At 31.8% G+C, this 23,215-nt stretch carries 22 protein-coding genes; 12 read left to right on the forward strand and 10 right to left on the reverse strand.

The features are described 5' to 3' along the window. Window positions 1-133: 133 nt before the first annotated feature. Together ACSUE0_RS05655 and ACSUE0_RS05660 are read right to left on the reverse strand one after the other, a co-directional pair. Window positions 134-1,003 carry a cation diffusion facilitator family transporter gene (locus tag ACSUE0_RS05655; protein WP_119613383.1) on the reverse strand — a complete coding sequence of 290 codons (870 nt, stop codon included), beginning with the start codon at window positions 1,001-1,003 and terminating at the stop codon, window positions 134-136. Window positions 1,004-1,336: 333 nt separating this feature from the next. Then, on the reverse strand, window positions 1,337-1,717 hold the full coding sequence (locus tag ACSUE0_RS05660; RefSeq protein ID WP_119613384.1) for a GtrA family protein: 381 nt from the start codon (window positions 1,715-1,717) through the stop codon (window positions 1,337-1,339). A 284-nt stretch (window positions 1,718-2,001) separates the two neighbouring features. Here ACSUE0_RS05660 and ACSUE0_RS05665 point away from each other — a divergent pair, with 284 nt between their 5' ends. Beyond that, a complete protein-coding gene (locus tag ACSUE0_RS05665) occupies window positions 2,002-3,204 on the forward strand; it encodes a multidrug effflux MFS transporter (RefSeq protein ID WP_436956474.1) in 1,203 nt (400 codons plus the stop codon). Between the two features lie 120 nt (window positions 3,205-3,324). Here ACSUE0_RS05665 and ACSUE0_RS05670 read toward each other — a convergent pair whose 3' ends face one another. Then, the gene (locus tag ACSUE0_RS05670) at window positions 3,325-3,789 is read right to left on the reverse strand and encodes a GyrI-like domain-containing protein (RefSeq protein WP_119613386.1); all 465 of its coding nucleotides are present in this window, start codon (window positions 3,787-3,789) and stop codon (window positions 3,325-3,327) included. A gap of 186 nt (window positions 3,790-3,975) precedes the next feature. Between ACSUE0_RS05670 and ACSUE0_RS05675 the strand changes: the two genes are divergently transcribed. Continuing rightward, window positions 3,976-4,587: a C39 family peptidase gene (locus tag ACSUE0_RS05675; RefSeq protein ID WP_119613387.1), complete on the forward strand. Its 612-nt coding sequence runs from the start codon at window positions 3,976-3,978 to the stop codon at window positions 4,585-4,587. A gap of 113 nt (window positions 4,588-4,700) precedes the next feature. On the opposite strand, the gene ACSUE0_RS05680 is transcribed toward ACSUE0_RS05675, so the two are convergent. Continuing rightward, window positions 4,701-5,513, reverse strand: a complete 813-nt coding sequence (locus ACSUE0_RS05680) for a metallophosphoesterase (protein WP_436956476.1) — start codon at window positions 5,511-5,513, stop codon at window positions 4,701-4,703. A 179-nt stretch (window positions 5,514-5,692) separates the two neighbouring features. Between ACSUE0_RS05680 and ACSUE0_RS05685 the strand changes: the two genes are divergently transcribed. From ACSUE0_RS05685 to ACSUE0_RS05695, 3 genes are all read left to right on the forward strand, one after another. Next, window positions 5,693-7,714 carry a cation:proton antiporter gene (locus tag ACSUE0_RS05685; RefSeq protein WP_436956478.1) on the forward strand — a complete coding sequence of 674 codons (2,022 nt, stop codon included), beginning with the start codon at window positions 5,693-5,695 and terminating at the stop codon, window positions 7,712-7,714. 158 nt (window positions 7,715-7,872) lie between these two features. Next, window positions 7,873-8,673, forward strand: coding sequence for a membrane protein insertase YidC (gene yidC, locus ACSUE0_RS05690; protein WP_436956480.1), 801 nt, complete (start codon window positions 7,873-7,875; stop codon window positions 8,671-8,673). Between the two features lie 153 nt (window positions 8,674-8,826). Further along, window positions 8,827-9,327 (forward strand): GNAT family N-acetyltransferase, encoded by a 501-nt coding sequence (locus tag ACSUE0_RS05695; RefSeq protein ID WP_119613391.1) that lies wholly within the window; start codon window positions 8,827-8,829, stop codon window positions 9,325-9,327. A 110-nt stretch (window positions 9,328-9,437) separates the two neighbouring features. Here ACSUE0_RS05695 and pcp read toward each other — a convergent pair whose 3' ends face one another. The 6 genes from pcp to ACSUE0_RS05725 form a co-directional block, all read right to left on the reverse strand. After that, a complete protein-coding gene (gene pcp, locus ACSUE0_RS05700) occupies window positions 9,438-10,079 on the reverse strand; it encodes a pyroglutamyl-peptidase I (RefSeq protein ID WP_436956482.1) in 642 nt (213 codons plus the stop codon). Between the two features lie 31 nt (window positions 10,080-10,110). Then, complete coding sequence (locus tag ACSUE0_RS05705) at window positions 10,111-11,037, reverse strand: DUF979 domain-containing protein (RefSeq protein WP_119613393.1); 927 nt, start codon at window positions 11,035-11,037, stop codon at window positions 10,111-10,113. Next, complete coding sequence (locus ACSUE0_RS05710) at window positions 11,030-11,734, reverse strand: DUF969 domain-containing protein (protein WP_119613394.1); 705 nt, start codon at window positions 11,732-11,734, stop codon at window positions 11,030-11,032. The genes ACSUE0_RS05705 and ACSUE0_RS05710 overlap by 8 nt, the downstream gene beginning before the upstream one ends. A 642-nt stretch (window positions 11,735-12,376) precedes the next feature. After that, window positions 12,377-12,817, reverse strand: a complete 441-nt coding sequence (locus ACSUE0_RS05715; RefSeq protein WP_107551502.1) for a DUF805 domain-containing protein — start codon at window positions 12,815-12,817, stop codon at window positions 12,377-12,379. A 143-nt stretch (window positions 12,818-12,960) separates the two neighbouring features. Further along, window positions 12,961-14,559, reverse strand: a complete 1,599-nt coding sequence (locus ACSUE0_RS05720) for a M20/M25/M40 family metallo-hydrolase (protein ID WP_436956485.1) — start codon at window positions 14,557-14,559, stop codon at window positions 12,961-12,963. A 242-nt stretch (window positions 14,560-14,801) separates the two neighbouring features. Next, entirely contained in the window at window positions 14,802-16,193 is a 1,392-nt protein-coding gene (locus tag ACSUE0_RS05725) for an MFS transporter (protein ID WP_119613397.1), read from the reverse strand. Window positions 16,194-16,632: 439 nt separating this feature from the next. Between ACSUE0_RS05725 and ACSUE0_RS05730 the strand changes: the two genes are divergently transcribed. The 7 genes from ACSUE0_RS05730 (at window position 16,633) to ACSUE0_RS05760 (ending at window position 23,213) form a co-directional block, all read left to right on the forward strand. Beyond that, window positions 16,633-18,384 (forward strand): sensor histidine kinase, encoded by a 1,752-nt coding sequence (locus ACSUE0_RS05730; RefSeq protein ID WP_119615153.1) that lies wholly within the window; start codon window positions 16,633-16,635, stop codon window positions 18,382-18,384. Between the two features lie 2 nt (window positions 18,385-18,386). Beyond that, on the forward strand, window positions 18,387-19,151 hold the full coding sequence (locus tag ACSUE0_RS05735; RefSeq protein WP_119615151.1) for a response regulator transcription factor LytR: 765 nt from the start codon (window positions 18,387-18,389) through the stop codon (window positions 19,149-19,151). 121 nt (window positions 19,152-19,272) lie between these two features. Beyond that, on the forward strand, window positions 19,273-19,716 hold the full coding sequence (gene lrgA, locus ACSUE0_RS05740; RefSeq protein WP_017722788.1) for an antiholin-like murein hydrolase modulator LrgA: 444 nt from the start codon (window positions 19,273-19,275) through the stop codon (window positions 19,714-19,716). Then, complete coding sequence (gene lrgB, locus ACSUE0_RS05745; RefSeq protein WP_119615149.1) at window positions 19,713-20,414, forward strand: antiholin-like protein LrgB; 702 nt, start codon at window positions 19,713-19,715, stop codon at window positions 20,412-20,414. The genes lrgA and lrgB overlap by 4 nt, the downstream gene beginning before the upstream one ends. A 250-nt stretch (window positions 20,415-20,664) precedes the next feature. After that, the gene (locus ACSUE0_RS05750; RefSeq protein ID WP_119614215.1) at window positions 20,665-21,177 is read left to right on the forward strand and encodes a DUF4242 domain-containing protein; all 513 of its coding nucleotides are present in this window, start codon (window positions 20,665-20,667) and stop codon (window positions 21,175-21,177) included. A 322-nt stretch (window positions 21,178-21,499) separates the two neighbouring features. After that, window positions 21,500-22,240: an ABC transporter ATP-binding protein gene (locus tag ACSUE0_RS05755; protein WP_436956490.1), complete on the forward strand. Its 741-nt coding sequence runs from the start codon at window positions 21,500-21,502 to the stop codon at window positions 22,238-22,240. A gap of 13 nt (window positions 22,241-22,253) precedes the next feature. Beyond that, window positions 22,254-23,213 carry an ABC transporter substrate-binding protein gene (locus tag ACSUE0_RS05760; RefSeq protein WP_436956492.1) on the forward strand — a complete coding sequence of 320 codons (960 nt, stop codon included), beginning with the start codon at window positions 22,254-22,256 and terminating at the stop codon, window positions 23,211-23,213. Window positions 23,214-23,215: the final 2 nt, after the last annotated feature.

The raw sequence follows: 23,215 nt of genomic DNA on the forward strand, positions 1-23,215 counted from the left end.
TATTATCAATTGAAACTTCTATTTTAATTCACTACAACGTGAAATACTTTATTAGCTTTTAGCGTTGTTACTATATACCTATTCAGTTGTATGAGATTAATAAATTATATTTTTTTCACAATAATACTCGGTTTTACTGTATTGAAGCAGGTTCAGGATGCACATAAACAGATGATATGCCTTTACCATGCATATGTTGTTCTACTTTATCACAAATATGGTGCGCCTCTTCTAATGATAAGTCTGAATCTACTACGATTGTTACATCGACAAAAATACTGCTTCCATGATATCTACCTTTAATAGTATGAACATCAATCACTTCTTCAATGTCTAATACATAATTCTTATATGCTTCTAGCTCCTGTTCATTAAATCCGTCACTTAATGTAAATATAGCCTCTTTGAAAATACCGAAACCTGTATATATAATTAGTAGACCTAAAACCGTTGCTAATAATGTATCAATGATTGGTAAACCAAACTGAGTAAAAACTAAACCTATCGCGGTACCAATACTAACTAAAGCATCTGATAAATTATCTTTTGCCGCTGAATTAAGTGAACTACTATTTGTACGTTTGGCAAGCTTTTGATTGATAATAAAAACGACTAACATAATCATGCCACTGATAACACTGACATAAATCGTAATCGCATTCGGTGTACTGTGTTCATTAGAAAATATATTGGGCAAATTTTCAATTACTACTTGAATACCAACAAACATAATAATAAATGAAACCAATAATGATGAAATATTCTCAGATTTCAAATGACCGTAGGGATGATTCTTATCTGCAGGTTTAATAGAAATTTTCAATCCGATAATAACTGCTAATGAGACAATAATATCTGTCATATTGTTGATACTATCAGCTCTTACTGCCGCCGAATCATAAATATACCCTACTATAAATTTCAAAATAGAAAGTATAATATAGACGATTAAACTCAGATATGCACCTTTTTGTGCAAGTTTTAAATTCTCACTTTGTGTCATATGCTACAGCCACCTTAATTGATATTGGATTATATATTATGACCTATCACAAGCATATTTACAACATTTTTTATTATAAAATTATTTAATATTTTTTAGTTAATTATTTTTTTAGCCATTCCTAAATTACACTGTTAAATTGTGCAAAAATTAAAATCAAAATCTGAAATCATAAACGCATCTCCAAATATTTCTATCAGCGTTCTACTGTTATATTTTCTAAAATATAACAGTAGAAATAAAAAAGCATTATCATAGCCACTCCATAACCATAGATAGGCAACTAATAATGCTCAATAATACATTGACATTTCGTAAAAATTTACTTTAATGTCAGTCTCTTAATATATATTTAGATAATACAAACGTAATTGGTATAGTAATAATAAGTCCAGCAAATGGTGCGATAACAGATGAAATGTGGAACCATTGTACAAATATATATAGTAAGATGGTTTGCATCCCCATATTAACAACTTGAGTTAATGGAAATTGAATAAATTTGCGCCATGTTGGTTTTACTTTGTATACAAAGTAACAATTGAGATAATAAGAAACTATAAAACTAACAACAAATCCAGTGATATGACTGACTAAATAATTTATATCAATTAACTTTAATAAAAATAAATAAACCACGTAATAATTAAAGGTGTTAATTCCACCAACAAGAATAAATTTTATAATTTCATATTGTGTCTTGGTTAAGTGCATCAATTTTCTCCTTTGTGTGACAATCTAAAATGTCCATACTACAATAAAACATAACTTGTTTACCAAGTTGAAATATGTTCAAGAAATACATTGCTTATAAATCAGTATTTTAACATAATATATTGCATTATATATTAAAAATAATATCTCGAACAATGTGCACGTATTAAATATATAATTTTGTCATTGCATTTATATTCACGTGTGCGATAATAATCTAGTTGCTAAGCATTCAATTTTTCATTATCATAACGTAACTAACTGTGCTTAAAGGAGTACTTTATATGGATAAAATTACAAATCGCCAACTACCTCTGATGGTCATTATCATGTTGGGTATTATGACTACTTTCGGACCTTTAACAATAGATATGTATGTCCCTTCTCTACCAAATGTACAGAGTGATTTTGGTACAACTACTTCACAAGTACAACTTACATTATCGTTTGCTATGATTGGACTTGCGATTGGACAATTTACATTTGGACCATTATCTGATGCATATGGTCGTAAAAAAATTGCATTACTTATTATTTCAATATACGTCATCGCTTCATTAATAGCAGTATTTACAACATCACTATCGCTGTTACTTGTAATACGCCTTATACAAGGGTTAACTGGGGGAGGTGCTATCGTCATTGCCAAAGCATCCATTGGCGATCAGCACAAAGGTAAGTCTCTAGCAAAAGGACTAGCCTCATTACTAGTTGTTAATGGGATTATCACGATTCTTGCACCTTTAATTGGCGGGTATGCCTTAAGCATTTCAAATTGGAAATCAATATTCCTAATTTTAACCATTGTCAGCTTTGCAATATTAATTTTTGCATTTTTAAAAATGGAAGAAACGAGAGATACAGATCTTACCAAACTTAACTTTTCCTTAATATTTAAAGATTTTGGGTATCTACTAAAGAAACCTGCGTTTATCATTCCAATGCTATTGCAAGGGTTAACCTATGTGATGCTCTTTAGTTTTTCTTCTGCCGCACCGTTTATTACACAGAAGATTTACGATATGACACCACAACAATTTAGTATTTTATTCGCATTAAATGGTATCGGCTTGATTATTATGAGTCAATTAACAGCTCTACTTGTTGAATATATCAATCGCTATTTTCTCCTTGTATTCCTGACATTAATACAAATTTCAGGTGTTGTGTTGATTATTTTCACGCTTATATTCCATTTACCATTGTGGGTATTAATCATCGCCTTTTTCCTTAATGTATGTCCTGTAACAGGAATAGGTCCATTAAGTTTCACATTAGCTATGGAATCTCGAACAGGTGGCAGTGGTAATGCATCCAGTTTGCTTGGGTTATTTCAATTTATTTTAGGTGGAATTATGTCTCCTCTTGTTGGATTAAAAGGTGAATATAGTGTTATGCCTTATCTCATCATCCTAACTATTACTGCAATATTAATTATTTTATTGGAAATACTATTAAAATCTATCATGATTAAGCGAAATGCGTAATCTAATGGTTTTAACACCACCAATTAACTAGTCACTCTTAACGGGACAGGTATACAAAATCAATTTTAAATTTTTTGATTTGTATCCTGTCCCTATTTTAATTAAGCTTTTACCTTTAGATTAAACAATAGGTAACCAGATTTCAGTAATATAATCCTCAGCTCTAATTTCTCCTTCTTTATAAAACTCAAAAAATGGCGCATTTCGCAATTCATAATCTAATGTTGGTAAAATATGTCTATTAATAGATTCCATTGCATTTTTTATAGAACCTGGCACTGGTCCTTCAGCATCAAATACGAGGTATCTCCCACTTGCTATTTCTGTTTGTTGCCATATTTCATCATCCTCATCACTCGTAACACCTATTAAATAATGCAATTCTCCGTTATCAAGTGGTTTACATACTCCTATTAGACCTGGTAAATGTTCATTACCCAATTTCAATAAGTCGTGTTTTTTACCACTTTCATCAAAATCCATCCAGAACATAAAAATATTTTCTTGGGCTTTTTGTCCAGTAGCATATTCTCTTTTTTCTCCTAATACAGATAGCGTTGGTAGTGTTTCTATTCTATGTTTCATATGTAATCCCCCATCTTCATTTTTATGCTATTATAACCAAAACATCTTAACAATATCTATTCTAAACTATTGCCATATTGCTTAAGCATCTTAATAGGCAACTTTTAAGAATAACTATATAATAAATACAATGTAAAATAGCTTCATTTTTAAATTGAAGTACAAATCATTAGGGAGAGCATCATCATGAAATTAAATATATTACCTGTTAAACCAATTAGTCAATTATTTCCAATACCAATGATTATGGGCTGTGAAGGTGTATCTACAGCAATGATGTTACAATTCAATCAGCATAAAATACCCGCCACTCAAATAATGAAACATTGGCCTAAACATAAAAACAACCCTTATAAAGGATACGTAGGACATCACTTATGGATTAAATGGGGACATCATCAAACTATTTTCCCTTCCGCTCTCGTCCCACATCTCAAACGATATGACCAAAAAATTATAGATAGTACTGGTCAGTCGTTAACTGATTTATGTGCAGTTTTAGACAATGGTCAACCCGTTGTTATTTATCATACTGTACTCGGACAGCGACCTTTACGTCGTACTTATAAATTTGATAATCAACCTACTAAATTGGTGTCTAATATTCATGTCACTTTACTCATTGGCTATGATGATGATCATTACTATTACATTGATCCACTTTGGTCTCATATAGGAAAATTAATTGTATTTCCCGCACTAATGCCTAATAAATATCAAGTAATAAAAATTAAAAAATCAAAGTTAGCACAAAGTTATAACGCACCCGGCCGTTTGAGCTTTCACATTCAACCATAACTAATTTTGCGTTGTCTTAGCAAAAATGAGTCGTTTATCAAATAGGCATATTAGGAGCTACTATAGATAATTACAATAAAAGAAGCGACCATGTATAGCTATGGTCGCTTCTTTCACTGTACGTTTATTGTATATAAAGCATGATTAATTTCTTGTTCTATATTATTAGAACGCCATTCTCTTTGATAACCAAGACACGAGCAAATATATGTTATCCCCTGTTCTTCAAAGGCATTTCTAAAATGAACATGTCCCATAATGCTATATCGGATATCATATCGTTGATAAACCTCATCAAAATCAGAAGTCCCAATAAAAGCATTAAAATAATCAAATATTCTATGAGGCATTGGCACAGCAAACCTAGGGTGTGTCACAATATGCGTCATTAAAATAATACGTTTATGTTTCACTTGTTCCATATCTTTAATTGTTTGTTTTGCTGCCATTGCTGATAGCTTTCTATCTTCCATAGGCCAATCTATTTTGACTTTGTCTTGCCAAGTTGCACCATAGTATTTTCTACGAGCAATGCGCTCAAGTGAAAATTCTGGACTTGCGTACGTATAGTCATACCAACCTGTATTACCAACAATCGCCCATGAGTCATTGAGATGATAAGGTTTCCCTATCAAACACGCTTCCATATTCATATAGTAATCTAAAATTTCAGCGGACGATGCCCCCGTATCTGTAGCCCAAAAATCATGATTTCCTGGGATAAATAATATTTTTATATGTGATTGAGTCTCTACATCATCGATAAATCGATGCGTTAATTTATAATTATTAGAAATATCTCCTGCAATAAGTAAGAGTTCTATCTTTCGTTTCTGTATTGTATTTACTAATTCGTGTGTATAATTCTCTGGTGTTAATTTCTTGTGACGATCAATATGCAGATCTGATATGACACCTATTTTCATTACTATCACAATCCTCTATTATCTTAACAACTCTATTATGACACATTTGTATATTCACTTTTAAATCATGCGCCTATAAATTAATTAAGTATTGAAGTCTATTATATTTCCTAAAAAATTACTATCTATGCTTTTGTGATAATGGTAATATAAAACAATCAAAAAAATAAGGAGTAAGTATGTTATTATTAGAAGCTTTTTTAATATTTATTATAGCTGTAATTATAAGTTCAATTTTACATAACAAGTTTCCAAAGATACCTATGGCATTCATTCAAATTGGGTTAGGTGTTTGTTTGTATATTCTCCCAATCCCTTTACACTTTGAATTTGAACCAGAAGTATTTATGATGGCTGTGATTGCCCCATTGCTATTTGTTGAGGGTACACATGTATCTCGGTCTAAGCTGTTAGAATATCGCAAACCTATTATTCTAATGGCGATGGCGTTAGTATTTACAACTGTGATAGGTGTAGGTTATTTCATCGGATGGATTTGGCCTGAGTTACCAATGCCTGCCGCCTTCGCAATAGCAGCTATTTTATGCCCAACAGATGCAGTCGCTGTACAAGCTATTACTAAAGGTAAAATATTACCTAAGGGTGCATTAACTATTTTAGAAGGTGAGTCATTATTAAATGATGCTGCTGGTATTATCTCTTTCAAAATTGCTGTTACAGCACTTGTTACTGGTGCGTTTTCTGCATTCGATGCAATAGAACAATTTATTATTTCAACTATTCTAGGCATATTGATAGGTGCAATTTTTGGCTTTATGATTGTACGACTACGTGTTTATCTATCTATGCACAAAGGTCTTAAAGATGGTAATACAATGATCTTCATTCAATTATTAACACCTTTCGTCGTCTATTTCATCTCCGAAATGTTACATGCATCGGGTATCATTGCAGTTGTAGTAGCCGGTTTAATACATGGATTTGAACGTGAACGATTGATTCGTGCTCAAACCGAACTACAAATGAACTATAACCAGATATGGAGTACATTAAGTTATGTTCTTAATGGCTTTGTCTTTGTCGTATTAGGTTATATTGTACCTGAAGTTGTTTCTGCAATATTTAAAGACGAACCGCAGAATATTATATTCCTGATTATTACAACATTACTAATTGCACTAGCTATTTATGTTTTCCGTTTTATATGGGTCTTTATGTTATTCAAACAATTTTACTATCCAAATAACATTCAATCTTATCTCAATGATCAATATGAAGTACCGCCAAAACGTGCCCACTATGCGTTCATTATGACAATGTGTGGTATCCATGGAACAATTTCTCTTTCTATGGCATTAACATTACCTACATTATTAGCACAACAACAAACTTTTACTTATAAAAATGATTTACTATTTATTGCCTCATTAATGGTAATTATTAGTTTAGTCATGGCTCAAATCGTGCTACCTATTATTACACCTTCGGAAGAGAAATCAACATCAAACACTATGAGCTATGCGGTTGCCAAAATTTATATAGTACAACACGTTATTAAACATTTTAAAACAAAGTCTAAAGCACATACATCAACAAATTATAGTCCCGTTATTTCTGATTATTTTGACGAACTATTCTTCCTGCTGCAGATGACACCAGAAGAAAATAATGCTAAAGAGGTAAAACGACTAGAAACAATCGCTAGCGAAATAGAGACAGAAACGTTAGAACGTTTAGTAACTCAAAATAAAGTTGACCGTCAAACGATTTTGAACTATCGCTCAGCTATAGAAACTTCAAGACAATTTAAGGAATCATCAGCTGTTCATAAATTTAAAGTTGTTATTAAAATGTTAATCTTAAGGTGGAGAGCAAAGAAACATGTTGAAAGTTCACAATTAAAGCAATTTAAATCGAATTTTCAAGAAGTAAAGAAAGTTATGCGTATCGTACATCATAATGTTGCACTGCGCTTAAAAGAAGAGCAAACTAACGAAAACGTGTTAGAAATAAACATTGTTTTAAACCAATATTACAATAGACTTAACAGAATCAGAAGAAATCGTAATACACCAAATGAAACACCAGACACAATCACTGAAGCGCATAAATTAGAAGGATTATACATCCAGAGAACATACCTTGATGAACTAATCCAAAATGAGCAAATAGATGCGCACGTTGCTGCACAAGTAAGAGAACATATTAATTACAATGAAATAATCTTAACTTCAAAATAAAACGACTGTCACTACACCTATTTCACGTTGGGGTAGTGACTTTTTACGTTATTACAATATTAAATATGCAGCTAACATCGGATTATAAAAGCCTTAAAATAACATTTATATTGTGTTAAAGTTATATTTGTCATCAAATTAATTGGAGGAAATATATAATGTATTGGAAAAGGCTCTTGATATTATTAGTCCCCTTGTTTTTAACTGGTTGTGATTATTCTAAAGATGAAACTAGAAGTGGCTTATTTTATTCAATTTTTGTCCACCCACTAGACATGTTGTTACATGGATTAGGACATTTGTACAGAGATAATTATGGTTTAGCAATCATCACAATCGTGTTACTAATAAGACTTTTTCTACTTCCTTTTATGCTTGCACAAGTAAAAAATATGCATATGATGCGCGAAAAAACAAAAATTGTCCAATCGCAGATTGATGAGTTAAGAAACAATATTAAAATTGCAAATTCACAAGAAGAAAAAAGTGAAGCACAAAAATCGCTAATAGATCTTTATAAACAATATGATATTAATCCTTTAAAAAATGTTCTAGGATGTTTGCCGATACTTATTCAATTACCTATATTATTCGCTTTAATAATAACTTTAAAGTATCCTACAGGAGATGGTATTGATCGTTATCCAGACTTTTTGTGGTTCAGCTTAACCGAACCTAATTTTTGGATTTCACTAATTGCAGCAATAGTATATTTCTTCCAACCATTAGTGAATGCATGTCATTATCCTAAAGATCAAAGAAAAACACACTATGTATTGATGGTTTTATCACCTATATTTATTACGTATATTTCCCTACACTCTGCTGCAGCACTTGGGTTATATTGGACTGTTGGTGGATTATTTTTAATTATTCAAATGCATTTTGCGCATTCTTATTACAGTAAACTGGCATGCAACAAAGCAATTCATCTTCAAGATGAGTTAGATATGCGTTAGATATGCATAGATTGACTTAAATGTATTTTAAAACTTTGTTATTTGGTCACTTAATATTTTTACTTTTTATAATTTTTTTGAATTGAAAAATTTCTTTTTTTAAAATAATGATGCTATAATAACATCAATTTAGTTTAGCGAGGGGGGCATTCTATGGATTTTACAATTAGAGCGTTGACGGAGGAAGATCGTCATGGTAAAGCCAATGTCCATTACGAGAGTTGGCTAAAAACATATAACCATATTTCTGAAAACGACTACCTAGAAAACCTTGATAAAGAACAATTTATCAAGAAGTCCTCTATACACGATCTTCCTACCTTAGTTGCAACTGTTAAGGATGAGATTGTAGGATTCATCACTTATGGTAAGACAAAATCTATTTCAGAATCTGACAATTGGAGTGAGATATACGCGTTGTATCTTTTAGAAGAGTACCAACGCCATATGATTGGATATGCTTTAACACAACGTGCACTAGAACTGTCTTATCCAGATAACGTGACACTCTGGGTTGTAGAAGAAAATACTAACGCTATTAATTTCTACGAACAAGTTGGATTTAAAAAAACACCATATAAACAACCTACTTACTTCGGCAAAACATATAACGAAATTCGAATGGATTACACACGTACTGAACACGATAATTAAAATAAAATAAAATAAAATAAAATAAAATAAAAAGGGACTAGGAAATCTTTTTTAAAGATTTCCTAGTCCCTTTGTTTATATAATTTCAATAGAATTTGTTTACCTTTACTTTAATGTGTTTCTCCAAGTGCTACTTTAATATCTTCGTCAGACTCAATGATAGCTTCTAATGCAGCATTTAATCCTTTCCGAATCGTTTCCACAGACATTGAAGGTTTTTCCGGTTTATCTACAACTTGTTCAGGGATAAATGGTACATGAATAAAGCCGAATTTTATGTTAGGAAATTGTGTTGCATGTAAGTAACCTAATTGATACAAAATATGATTACATACAAAGGTTCCAGCCGTGTTAGATAAACGTGCAGGTACACCACTCGCTTTAATAGTTTCGGTCATACGTTTAACAGGCAAGTTAGAAAAATACGCTTGTTCCCCATCTTGGTGAATGCATTCGTCAATCGGTTGTTGACCTTCATTATCTGCTATTCGGGCATCATCAATGTTAATACCAACACGCTCTGGTGTTAATTCAAACCTTCCACCTGCTTGTCCAATTGCTAACACAATATCATAATCATATTGTTTCATACGTGCTTCGATTACATGTTTGCTTTTATGAAAGACAGTTGGTATTTCTAACTTATCTATCGTATGTCCTTCAATATTATCAGGTAATAGTTTCACCGCTTCTAATGCAGGATTAATTTCTTCTCCACCAAATGGATCAAATCCAGTTATTAAGATTCTCATTTTAAAACGCTCCCTTTTTAATTGAAATTAGTTAAAACGCCCATACATACATTAAGCCAATATGTATTACTATAAGTATAAGTGCAATCGGCGCTTGTGCTTTGATAACCCCAAATTCTTGTTTCATTTCTAACAATGCTACCGGCAATGTATTGAAATTAGCTGCCATTGGTGTTAGCAAAGTGCCACAGAATCCACCAGTCATAGCTAATGCACCTGCGATAACAGGATCTCCACCTTGTGCGATGACAAACGGGATGCCAATGCTTGCAGTGATTACTGTAAATGCGGCAAAAGCATTTCCCATTAGCATAGTAAAAAACACCATACCTAATATATATGCAGCTGCACCTATCAAGTGATTTCCTTCAGGCAATACCGATGAAATACCTTTCGATATGACATCTCCAACTCCACTTACTGTAAATAATACCCCTAAAGCAGCTAAAAATTGAGGTAAAATACCTACAGTACCAATTTGTTGCGTTAGTCGATCACTATCATAAAATATATATTTTATTTTAGGTTTAATTACTATATATGCAGCTATTAATCCTAATATAGAAGAAACACCTAAACCTATTGCACCACCTAAAGGTGTCCAATTTGAAACAGCAATTGCTGCAATTGCTAAGATGACAGCTGGAATAAACAGCTTATTACCATATTTTTGGGCACCAAGCACCCCTTCTTCTTCAGTCACATCTATTATATTATTAATTGTCACTTGTTTAAATAAAGTCAGTACCCCCATCATTACAATAAACAAACCATTAATTACATTTGGAATATATGGACCAACAATAAATGTTGCAGCTAGCAAAATCCAAAATAACGCTGTGCCATATTTCTTTTTATGTGTAGAAGATTTCAAAATTCGAAACGCAGTATATAGTAATTGTAAACCTATTAAAATATAAAAAACTTCTAAGATATTATTTAATACATGTTCACTCATCACGATTCACCTGCTTTGAATCATATTTTTTATCTAAATATTTATCAAATCTTATATTATTTAGCCAGACAAGCACTAATACAATTAGTGCTATGGGTACTGATGCCAGCACTAACTCAATTGCGTCTACCTTAATGCCTAATGATTGAAATGTCCCTACCATTAATAAAACCCCTGCAGCACCAACGAATAAATTTTGTCCAAAGAAGTTGCCATAGTTTTCCATTGCAGAAGTTTGTGCTTTTATCTTTTCAATGTCTGCTTCATCAACTTCATCGTCTTTCAAATTATATCTAGTTTTTAACGCACCTTGAACCATTGGATTAATAAGTGGGCGCACAAATTGAGGATGACCACCGATGCGTATTGAAGCCACTCCAGCTATTTCTCTAATTAGTAAATATATTGTCATCAGACGCCCACTTGTAACACGTTTCACCTTTCCTATCATGTTAGAAGCTTGTTTTTTCAAACCGAATCGTTCGATTAAACCGACCATTGGTAACGTTAATACAAATAATGTAACTAAACGATTATCAACAAACGCTTTACCTAATGTTTCTAAAATGGCATATAAATCTAATCCAGACACGATACCAGTAACAATAGCAGCAATTAAAATCACTGCAATCGTATCAATCTTAAACAGGAACCCTAATATAATAATTAGAATACCAATTAACTTTAACCACTCCATAAAACCCCTCCTTATGCCTACATTATAATTTTAAATTTTCTAAATACAATGAAAATTATCAAAAATTCAATAGTTTATAACCTTTTGTCATAATTATTAGTAATTTTAAATATTACTAATAAAAAACTAGGCAAAAAACACCTGCACTTATACTGTCTAGACTAGCACCAATGATTAATATATTGTTCATAGAAAGTCAACATGCACAAGCTACCTTAAATATTTTTATGCTATGGTAATTTGTATATAGAAAATGGCAACACACAAGCATATCGTCCGATATTCCCGTTAAAAAGACGGTGACTTGTGTAAATAAATGACTAACAATCATCTATCCAACCCGCTCACTTTTTATTCCAACTTCACGTCATTTTTAACTTATGTATCCGAGAAAATAAAATTCTAATTTTAATAGCTTTTACTATTATCAAATGGTTAAAATTGCAGTTATTTCCAAAGTAAAAGAGCTATATCCTTTAATAGCAAGGGATATAGCTCTTTTACTTTAATTAGGTATTGAGTTGGTGGCACCTATACATGAGCTTCATCTCAGGTAAAACTGCTATCTCTTTTAATTATAGTCAATTTTGCAGGTGCCGAACGACGAAATCTCTTTAAAATAACTTTCGACATTGTATAAAATTATAACCATTTTAATTCTGAATCAGCAACATTACGTGATGGTAATAATGTTTCTACCACCAGGATAATTGTACAGATTAACGAAATAATATTTAATGATATAGCAACACTATTGATTTGAATAATATCAAAGGTAATATTAACAAATATAGACAGTACAATTAATATGATTGCTGTTGCACGTTTTCTACCGGCATCATAAAATCTACGCAATGTAATTGCAAACATTGGTACGATTATCGCTAGAGCAAATATACCCACAAAAGCTGATAGTATTGCCGCTACAATAAAGATACCTGTAATAAAGCAAACGACACCGATGAGCGCAATAATAAATATAATAATGATATGAATTAATACAGGTGTCCAAAATTCTAGTCTATTTGATTTGCCATTAAAATCTATATATTTTCTCCAAAAATCTTTATACGCCTCTAGCATGTGCTTACCACTCCATTTTCTTCTTGTGGAACTTTTAAAGTACATATCTTCACCAATATATCGTAATACCCTATTTTTTCAAAACTTATACTAAAATATTAGTAAATTTTAAAAAATTATATCAAATAATTACTTATCTTGTTTTAAATATATGACTTTACGATACGAGTTAATACGAATGGTAATTCTATAAATGCACTATCCTTATGTAATCTTTCACTTAATTTATGTGCATCTTTACCGATTGGTCCACAGAGTATGGTTGGCGCACTAATAGCTTGTATCGCTTCAAAAGGAATCGAATAAGTTTGATTAAAATTAGGTGCGTTTTGCTGATAAGTAATCATTTGAGACATGTCGCCTGAAAAATTCAAATAACTACTATCACTAATACCATTAAAATAATGTATACGTTCACTTTTACGTTGAAATTGTTCTTTTAAAGTTTGACGGACCAATTCAATAGTTTCCTCAACTTTTACATCATAAGACGTATTAACTGCTGGATAATATGGCGTTGCATAAAAAGTCACGACCGCTGGCGCAATATTTCTGCAAATTTGCATTAATCTATCTGTCACTTTAATACTTTGTAAATGTAGATCTTTAGTTTGCTGTATCACTGCTGTTATTTCTTTATTTATAAATGCTTCACCATGATGTTTAATCGCATATGTTTTCAATTGTTCAAATGTCAGTACATTAATTTTAGTATCAAAAGGAATATCTTCACTTTCTAAAATTGATAACCAATCACTTTCACAACGTTCTGTTGCTTTTATTACTATATCTATAAATTGTCTATATAAGTCAGCAGGTTTCTGTTTGAAAAGGAACATATTAAATAATGCCATTGTTCTAAATGGTGTTTGTACATCGTATGTTTGCTTAATATCTCTTGTCATTAACGAAACAGGCAAAGGTGTCGTTTCATTTTCAAATGTTTCTTTAAATACACCATTATATTCTATCGCTTGATTAATATAACTCATCATAAAGTTAGAGCTCAATCCATCCATTGGGTTTCCTACATGAGTTTCTTTTCCATAACATAATACACCTGGCATTATTTTTCCAATAGAGCCAGAATATATATAATGCTGTTCATCTGCACTTGCCTGTTGGAAAGTAGGTTCACTGTTTAAATGAAGCTGAATATCTAACTGATGTTGTTGTTTTAATCTTGCAATGGTCTCTACAGCTTTGCGCATACCTGAAGAATTCACTTCCTCATCTGGTACTGTGACTAAAATTAAATTAATATCCCATGCTTCGATACTCGCTTGTTCTATTAAGGATAAATGCAGCATTAAACCTGCCTTCATATCCATTACACCACGACCAAATAAATATGTATCACGATTTAAATCCTCAATAGCATCTTCACTAAGATAACTACTATTCTCTTTAAAAATATTCTCTAATGCATCAGGATTAAAAGCATACTCACTATATGAGCCAAAGTCTTCTACACCTACAGTATCAAAATGACTGATTAATACGATTGTTTTTTTAGAAGTAGGTGCCTGATAAAAAGCTACAACAGCTTCTTTTTCATCTTCAGTAACTTCAAGTAAAACCTGAGATTGATGCTGTTGAAAATAATCCAATTTTAATAGCAGATTCTTTACAAAATTAGGAAATGCAATCTCACCTTGAGTATTAGTAACCGTTTCATGTTTAACTAAATTTTTTAATAATTCCAATCTATCTTCATAAGTTTGCCATAGTTCCTGTGCCACATAACCCCTCCTAATGTAAACGCTTCCTCAATTATAATACGCTTTTAATTTCATAATCAATATATTCTCATGAAAAAGCTTTGTAAAATTAATATTTGTTCACTTAATATAGTATGAATGGCAAAGTTTATATAAAAATTCAAAAAATAAAAAACGGAATTACGCGATTAATTCTATAAATTGAATGCGCAATCCCGTTTCGACAATAAATAATTATAATTTAAAGTTCTATTAGTTTTAAGTTAATTATTAAATTGATTTTTTGGTACTAATATGAGTACTGCCAAAAATGCGATAATTGCTAATGCTGCATTGAACCACAAGCCAAACATTGCTCCAACTTGTATATTTGATACTACAGTCATCACAGTAAAGATAGTACCAGATAATGCGACACCAAATGAATTTCCTAATGATGATGCCATTTTATAAACACCAGACGCAACCCCAACTTTATCTTCTGGTGCAGTTGATACTGCTGTATCTGTCGATGGTGTTGCGTACATACCTAATCCCATACCATAGATTAAATAACCTATTATACAAGTTACAATATAAACTGGCGTAGGTAAGAACGTGAATGAAATTAAAATAATTCCTATAGCATTAAGTGCTGCACCAATTAGCATTGGTCTTCTTGGACCAATCTTTTGTAACACTTTTTCTCCGACTCTAATCATTACAAGCACAGCTACTAAATACGTAATAGACATGACACCAGATTGGAAAGAACTAAAATGTAATCCTGATTGGAAATACGTATTAGCGACAATAAGTGTCCCTGCCACTGCATTTAATAAGAAGTTAGAGATTGTAGCACCACTATAACCTTTATGTTTAAATAGTTTAAAATCTATAAGTGGATTTTTAACTTTACCTTCATAATATAAAAAGCAAAGTGTTGAAATAATAAATACAACAATTAGTGACATGATAAATGGTGAGAAAAGCCCATAATCAGATGATTCTGTGATAATCAAATTAACACTTAACATTGCAATAATTAAAATAATAAGGCCTACTATGTCAAATTTAGCTTGTTTTGTTTCTTCAGTTTGTATGGCTTTTGTTTCTGGTGTATGTCTCATTAGATACATTGCCATTAATGCTACAAGAATTGAAATAATGAATATTGATCTCCAACCAATAAACGTAGACATTACACCGCCAAATAACGAACAAACTCCTGTGCCTCCCCAAGAACCGATTGACCAATAACTCAATGCGCGCTGACGACGACTACCAATATAATATTCATTGATAATTGCCAAAGTTGAAGGCATAATACATGCTGCAGATAATCCTTGAATCGCGCGTCCAACAACAAGTAATGGCATAAACCCTGGTATTATGATTAATAACGAACCAACAATACTTAATATCAATCCGATATAGGTCATTTTCACCCTGCCATATCTATCAGCAAGCCCTCCTGTTCCTACTACAAATAAACCACATAATAATGCAGTTAAACTTACCGCCACATTTATTGTTCCATAATTCGTATCAAATGATGATTCTAACTCTGGAACAATATTTACTAATGATTGTGCAAACAACCAAAATGTAATGACTCCTAAGAAAATACCAACAAGAAGTTTATTATCTCCTTCAAACGAATGTGTTGATTCCATATGCTTTTTTCCTCCTATATTTCCCATAAACACATAGATCACATTTCAAAACAGGTATACACGCCTTTAACGTTATTCTCCATACAAATTGAAAAACCGCTAAAAAAGTCTATATCTATTTCAAAACTAATCTTTTAAGATACAATTGGTTTAAAAATCCGTAATAATTATATGCAATTAATTTTATATTAATATCTATATTTTTTACAAATCCTTTTAAAAGCCAATATAAATAAAATAACACTTAACTCTTAATAATGCTAAAGAACTGCGTCAATTATGTAGTTATTTACATAGAGAGTAATTTGATTCTTCCCTCTAATCACTGCTATATTGGTACATTGGATATAATTTATAAAAAATAATTCACATAAAACTCATAATTTTATAAAATTCTGTATAATCAACCATATCAAACTAATTAAAAAAAGGTGAAATCATGTTAAATTTATTTATCTTATTATTAGAACGCGTTGGTTTAATTATACTGATTGCATATATTTTAATGAATATTAATCATTTTAAATCGATGATGAATGACCGAGAAAAGCGACGTTCGCAATGGCAACTGATTATCATATTTGGTTGTTTCTCCATGCTTTCAAATTTTACTGGAGTACAAATTCGTGGTGATGAAATTATCAACGGCACGGTCTATAATCATTTGAGCCCTGATGCATCGTTAGCAAATACACGTGTATTAACAATTGGAGTATCAGGACTAATCGGTGGTCCATTCGTTGCCTTAGCTGTAGCACTGATTTCAGGGGTTTACCGTGTCTATATCGGAGGTGCAGATGCATACATATATTTAATTTCTTCTATCATTATTGCCCTTGTTTCAGGTTATTTTGGTCATAAAGCTATGCGAGCTAATAGATATCCAACTATTGTAAAAGGTGCGCTCATCGGTGGTGCTACAGAAATTATTCAAATGCTTTGTATCTTAGTATTTTCTGATAATACCGTACACGCATGGACGTTAGTAAAACTTATTGCCTTACCTATGATATCTATAAATTCAATAGGTACAGCTATATTTTTATCAATCATCCTTTCAACAATTAAGAAAGAAGAAGAAACCCGTGCAATCCAAACTCATGATGTCTTACAATTAGCTAATCAGACATTACCTTATTTCCGTTCAGGTTTAAATGAGCAATCCGCTAAACAAGCTGCTGAAATCATTCTAAACCTAATGCGTGTTTCAGCAGTTGCTATTACAAATCGTAAAGACATATTAACTCACGTTGGTGTTGCAAGTGATCATCACGTTGCACAAAAAGCAATTATTACGGATTTATCAAAAATTGCTATTCAAACTGGAACTTTAAAGGAAGCTTATTCAAGTGAAGATATTGGTTGTAACCACCCTGGTTGTCCGCTAGAAGCTGCTATTGTTATGCCATTACATGTAAAAAATGAAGTAGTCGGTACATTAAAACTCTATTTTACTAATAAGCATGACGTTAACTTTTCAGATAAACAGCTTGCAACCGGACTAGCAGATATATTTTCTAGCCAACTTGAGCTTGGACAAGCTGAAACGCAAAATGCGTTAATAAGAGATGCTGAGATTAAGTCGCTCCAAGCTCAAGTCAATCCTCACTTTTTCTTTAACTCAATTAATACTATTTCAGCATTAGTACGAATCGATAGTGAAAAAGCAAGAGAATTATTATTACAACTCAGTCAATTTTTCCGTTCAAATTTGCAAGGTACACGTAATAATACCATTTCTTTAGAAAAAGAATTACAGCAGGTTGAGGCTTATTTATCATTAGAACAAGCGCGTTATCCAGATCGTTTCAATGTTAGTTTTGATATCGCTGATTCAAGCTATGGTGCTTTAGTACCACCTTTTGCAATTCAAATCCTTGTAGAAAATGCAATTAAACATGCATTTAAAAATAGAAAGTATGATAACAATATTATTGTAAAAGCCCACCAAAATAACTACGGATTAAATATTTCTGTCTCCGATAATGGACAAGGCATACCAGTAAACAAACTTGATAAAATCGGGAAAACTAGTGTTTATTCAGAATCTGGTACAGGAAGTGCATTAGAAAATTTAAACCAAAGATTAGATGGTTTATTTGGCTATAAAGCTAAACTTCATTTTGAATCAAATAAACAAGGTACAAAAGTAAGTTGTACCATTCCACATCACACTACAGAGGAGGGGTAAATATGAAGGCAATTATCGTAGATGATGAACCGCTAGCACGTAATGAACTACACTATTTATTAAATAAGATTCGTTCTTTTGATTTAATTAAAGAAGCCGAAAATATCTCTGAAGCTTTAGAATTATTACTTTATGATAACTACGATGTTATTTTTTTAGATATTAATTTAATGGATGAAAGTGGTCTGGATTTAGCTAATAAAATCAAAAAAATGAAGCATCGCCCTTTGATTATTTTCGCTACTGCACATGATACTTTTGCGGTAAAAGCATTTGAATTAGATGCTATTGACTATATTTTGAAACCATTTGAGCAACAACGAATCGCACAAGCTATCCATAAAGTTGAACAAGTGCTTAACTCAAATATTGAACAACAAAATTTTACAAATAATGATAATAACCATAATGAGACACACAACAAACTTGAGAATACGCCAAACGTACTCCCTATTGAAGTTAACGAGCGTATTCATATTATTAATTTAGATGATATTATCGCAATTTCCGTCAATAACGGGGTCACAACGATAAATACGACACTCAATGAATTTGAGACTTCTGAACCGCTGAACCATTACGAAAAAAAATTAGACACTACTCAATTTATGAGAATTCATCGTGCCACTTTAATTAACAAGACACATATTCAAACAATTGAACATTGGTTCAACTATACTTATCAATTAACCATGACTAATCAATTAAAATTCCAAGTGAGTCGCTCTTATATGAAACCATTCAAACAAGATATGGGGTTATCTTGATTTTCAAGTTCTAATTTATGCATTTCAGAGACAACGTCTAGTAAGTCGCTTGTCAATCCAACTAAAGTAATCGCTTTCATTTTATAATTAACCCAAGATCAATACGGGAGGAACTTTAATTATGGAAGCAAACAAACAACAAAATGCAGAACAAACTCAGCATTCAAAAACGTATAATTTTTTCCATCAAGCACTTGTGATTGCTATTATCATGCTCATTTCAAATATTATCGAAAGTTTCATGCCAATTCCTATGCCCGCTTCAGTTATAGGTCTGGTGTTACTATTTATAGCGCTATGTACAGGTATTATTAAACTTGGTCAAGTCGAGAAAGTCGGCACAACGTTAACGAACAATATTGGTTTTCTATTTGTACCAGCAGGTGTATCAGTTATTAATTCACTAGGCATTTTAAGTACGAGCCCTATCCTAATTATTTTATTAATCATTATTTCAACACTCTTATTGTTATTATGTACAGGGTTCTTTGCTCAAATGCTTATAACTAAATCCTTTATTCCAAGAAAAAGACCACAAAAACAACTTGCGGAGGATAAATTATGATTGAACATTTAGCTATCAACACGCCCTATTTCGGTATCTTACTTTCATTGATACCATTTATTATAGCCACATTTTTATTTAAAAAAACTAATGGCTTTTTCTTATTCACACCGCTATTTGTAAGTATGGTAGTAGGTATAGCGTTTCTAAAATTAACTGGCATAGATTATGCAAATTATAAAATTGGCGGAGACATCATTAATTTCTTCCTGGAACCAGCGACTATATGTTTCGCTATTCCTTTATATAAAAAACGTGATGTTTTAAAAAAATACTGGAAACAAGTACTAGGCGGTATTACATTAGGTACCACGGCAGCACTAATTTGCATATACTTAATAGCTGAAGCATTCCAATTTTCTAATGGCATTATTGCATCTATGTTACCTCAAGGTGCGACAACTGCTATTGCATTACCTGTTTCAGCGGACATCGGTGGAATTAAAGAACTAACTTCATTAGCTGTTATATTAAATGGCGTAATTATTTACGCACTCGGTACAAAGTTAATCAAACTATTTAATATTACCAATCCTATCGCTCGTGGCCTTGCACTTGGCACAAGTGGACATTCCTTAGGCGTCTCTTCAGCACAAGAATTTGGTGAAACAGAAGCTTCAATGGCATCTATTTCATTAGTTATTGTCGGTGTAATTGTAGTTGTTGTTGCTCCAATTCTTGCAGCAATATTACTTTAAATAATAGTAATTATATTGTAATTTAATGAGAAAAAGTGAAGTCAATAATCTAAAAGTTGATTTCTCTCTTTCTCATTTTTATTTGCATAAGAACGATGATTTAAAATTTTTGAAAGATAAACTCAAGCTATATAAAATATAACATTTTTATAATTTATCAGAAAATTAAAATTATTTATCATTATATCCTTGTATTGTGATAGGAATTAATGTATTATGCATGTATTATTAACTTTGGAGGTTGAAATTTATGACATTATTTTTACTAGAAGCAAATGATTTAGCTTTTGCCTCAAATAAATCTGACTTAGAAAATAAAGCAGCAGACTTAACTACAGGCTCTGTACCGACTCTTATCGAAGTACAAGCAACCGAAGATTTAACTCATGGTTATTTTATCGTCGAAGCAAATAATGAATCAGAAGCAAAACAATTTTTAGAGGATGCTTCAATTAATATAAATTTAGTAAAACAAGTTCGTTTAGTAGGTAAAGAACTAGATGAAGTTAAAGCCGGAGATCCAAAAATTGATTATTTAGTAACATGGAATATTCCTGAAGGTATTACCATGGATCAATATTTAGCTCGTAAAAAGAAAAATTCAGTTCATTACGAAGAAGTGCCTGAAGTTCAATTCCAACGCACTTATGTATGTGAAGACATGACTAAATGTATTTGCTTATATGATGCACCAGATGAAGATGCAGTACGTCGTGCACGTAAAGCCGTAGATACACCTATCGATGACATCGAAAAAATTTAAAGAACTACTTTCTCAATGAAATTGAGATTAGTAGTTCTTATGCAATAGCTTTAAATATTGTAATCCTTAGTCTTTCTCAATGAAATTAGTAGTTCTAATAATTGAAGCAAAAAATCATAACTAATCACTTCACGAGTATGGGTCATATATAACCCCCTTTACTTGTGAGCATTTAATATATCATGCACATTAGATGACTAATGTATAGTCATACTTGTGGGGGCGGGAATTTGAAATTCAACTATAGTTTGGGTTTCAATCCCGCTCCTTTATTATCAATTTAATCCATACTAAAACGATACGAATAATTGAGGTGAAATACGTGATCCATATTGACCATATTCAACATCAATTTGGCAACAACCAAGTTATCAATGATTTTGAACTCAATATAAATAAAGGTGATATCGTTACTTTTATAGGTAAAAGCGGATGCGGTAAATCTACGCTATTAAATGTAATAGGTGGTTTTTTAACACCTACATCAGGCACAGTAAATATCGATGGCGAAATTAAACAAACACCTTCACCAGATTGTTTAATGATATTCCAACACCATAATTTATTACCTTGGAAAAATATTAATGGCAATATAAGAATTGGTTTATCACGACAATTAAGCGACAATGAAATTAACAAACATTTAAAAAATGTTGATTTAAATAATAAAGGCACCTTATTCCCTGAAGAACTATCTGGTGGTATGAAACAGCGTGTAGCACTGTGTAGAGCACAAGTACACCAACCAAATGTGATATTGATGGATGAACCATTGGGCGCATTAGATGCCTTTACTCGTTACAAATTACAAGACCAACTAGTTCAATTAAAAGAACAAACTTCTGCGACGATTATTTTAGTAACACATGATATCGATGAAGCTATTTACCTTTCTGACAATATCATACTGCTTGGTGAAGGGTGTGAAATCATTAGTCAATACAACATTAAACAATCACATCCACGTAACCGCAATGATAGTCATTTATTAAATATCAGAAATACAATTATGGAAAAATTTGCTTTAAATCACCATATGGCAGAACCAGAATACTATTTATAAGGAGTGTTAAACATTGAAAAAGTTATTTGTTATTTCAGTAATATTCCTTTTAATAGTTTCTGGGTGTACAAATGATAACCAACAAACAGCTCATAACAATAATCAAAATAAAAAGACTATAAAAATTGGTTATCTCCCTATTACACATTCAGCTAATTTAATGATGACTGAACAAGTTAGACAACAAGCCAAAGAATCGGGATATAATTTAAAACTTGTACGTTTTAATAATTGGCCAGATCTTATGGATGCATTAAATAGTGGAAAAATAGACGGTGCTTCAACACTCATTGAACTAGCGATGAAATCTAAGCAAAAAGGTTCCAATATAAAAGCTGTCGCACTTGGACACCATGAAGGTAATGTAATTATGGGACAACAAGGGAAGAAAGCTGCTGATTTCCATAAACATGAAAATTATAGCTTTGCTATTCCTCATCGTTATTCTACGCATTATTTACTATTAGAAGAAATGCGTAAACAACTTGCTCTTAATGCAAAAGACTTCAGTTACCATGAAATGGCACCTGCTGAAATGCCCGCAGCTTTAAATGAAGGACGAATTTCAGGTTACTCTGTTGCAGAGCCTTTTGGTGCACTAGGTGAAAAGTTAGGTAAAGGAGAAACAATTAAGCACGGAAGCGACATTATACCAGATGCGTATTGTTGTGTCCTTGTATTAAGAGATGACCTAATAAACAATCACACTGATGTTGCAAAAGCATTTATATCTGACTACAAAAAAGCTGGTTACAAAATGAATAATCAAAAACAAAGCGTGGATATTATGGATAAACATTTCAAACAAGATAGAGATGTTTTAGAACAATCTGCAAAATGGACTTCTTATGGTGATCTTACTATTGAAGAAAAAGGTTATAGCAAAATTAAGAAATTAATTAATGAACACAGACTGTTTAAAGCACCAGATTATAATGAATTTATAGACCCAACGTTATATAAGGAAGGATAAAG

The sequence above is a fragment of the Staphylococcus sp. AS1337 genome (genome assembly GCF_051408735.1).
GTDB lineage: Bacteria > Bacillota > Bacilli > Staphylococcales > Staphylococcaceae > Staphylococcus > Staphylococcus xylosus_B.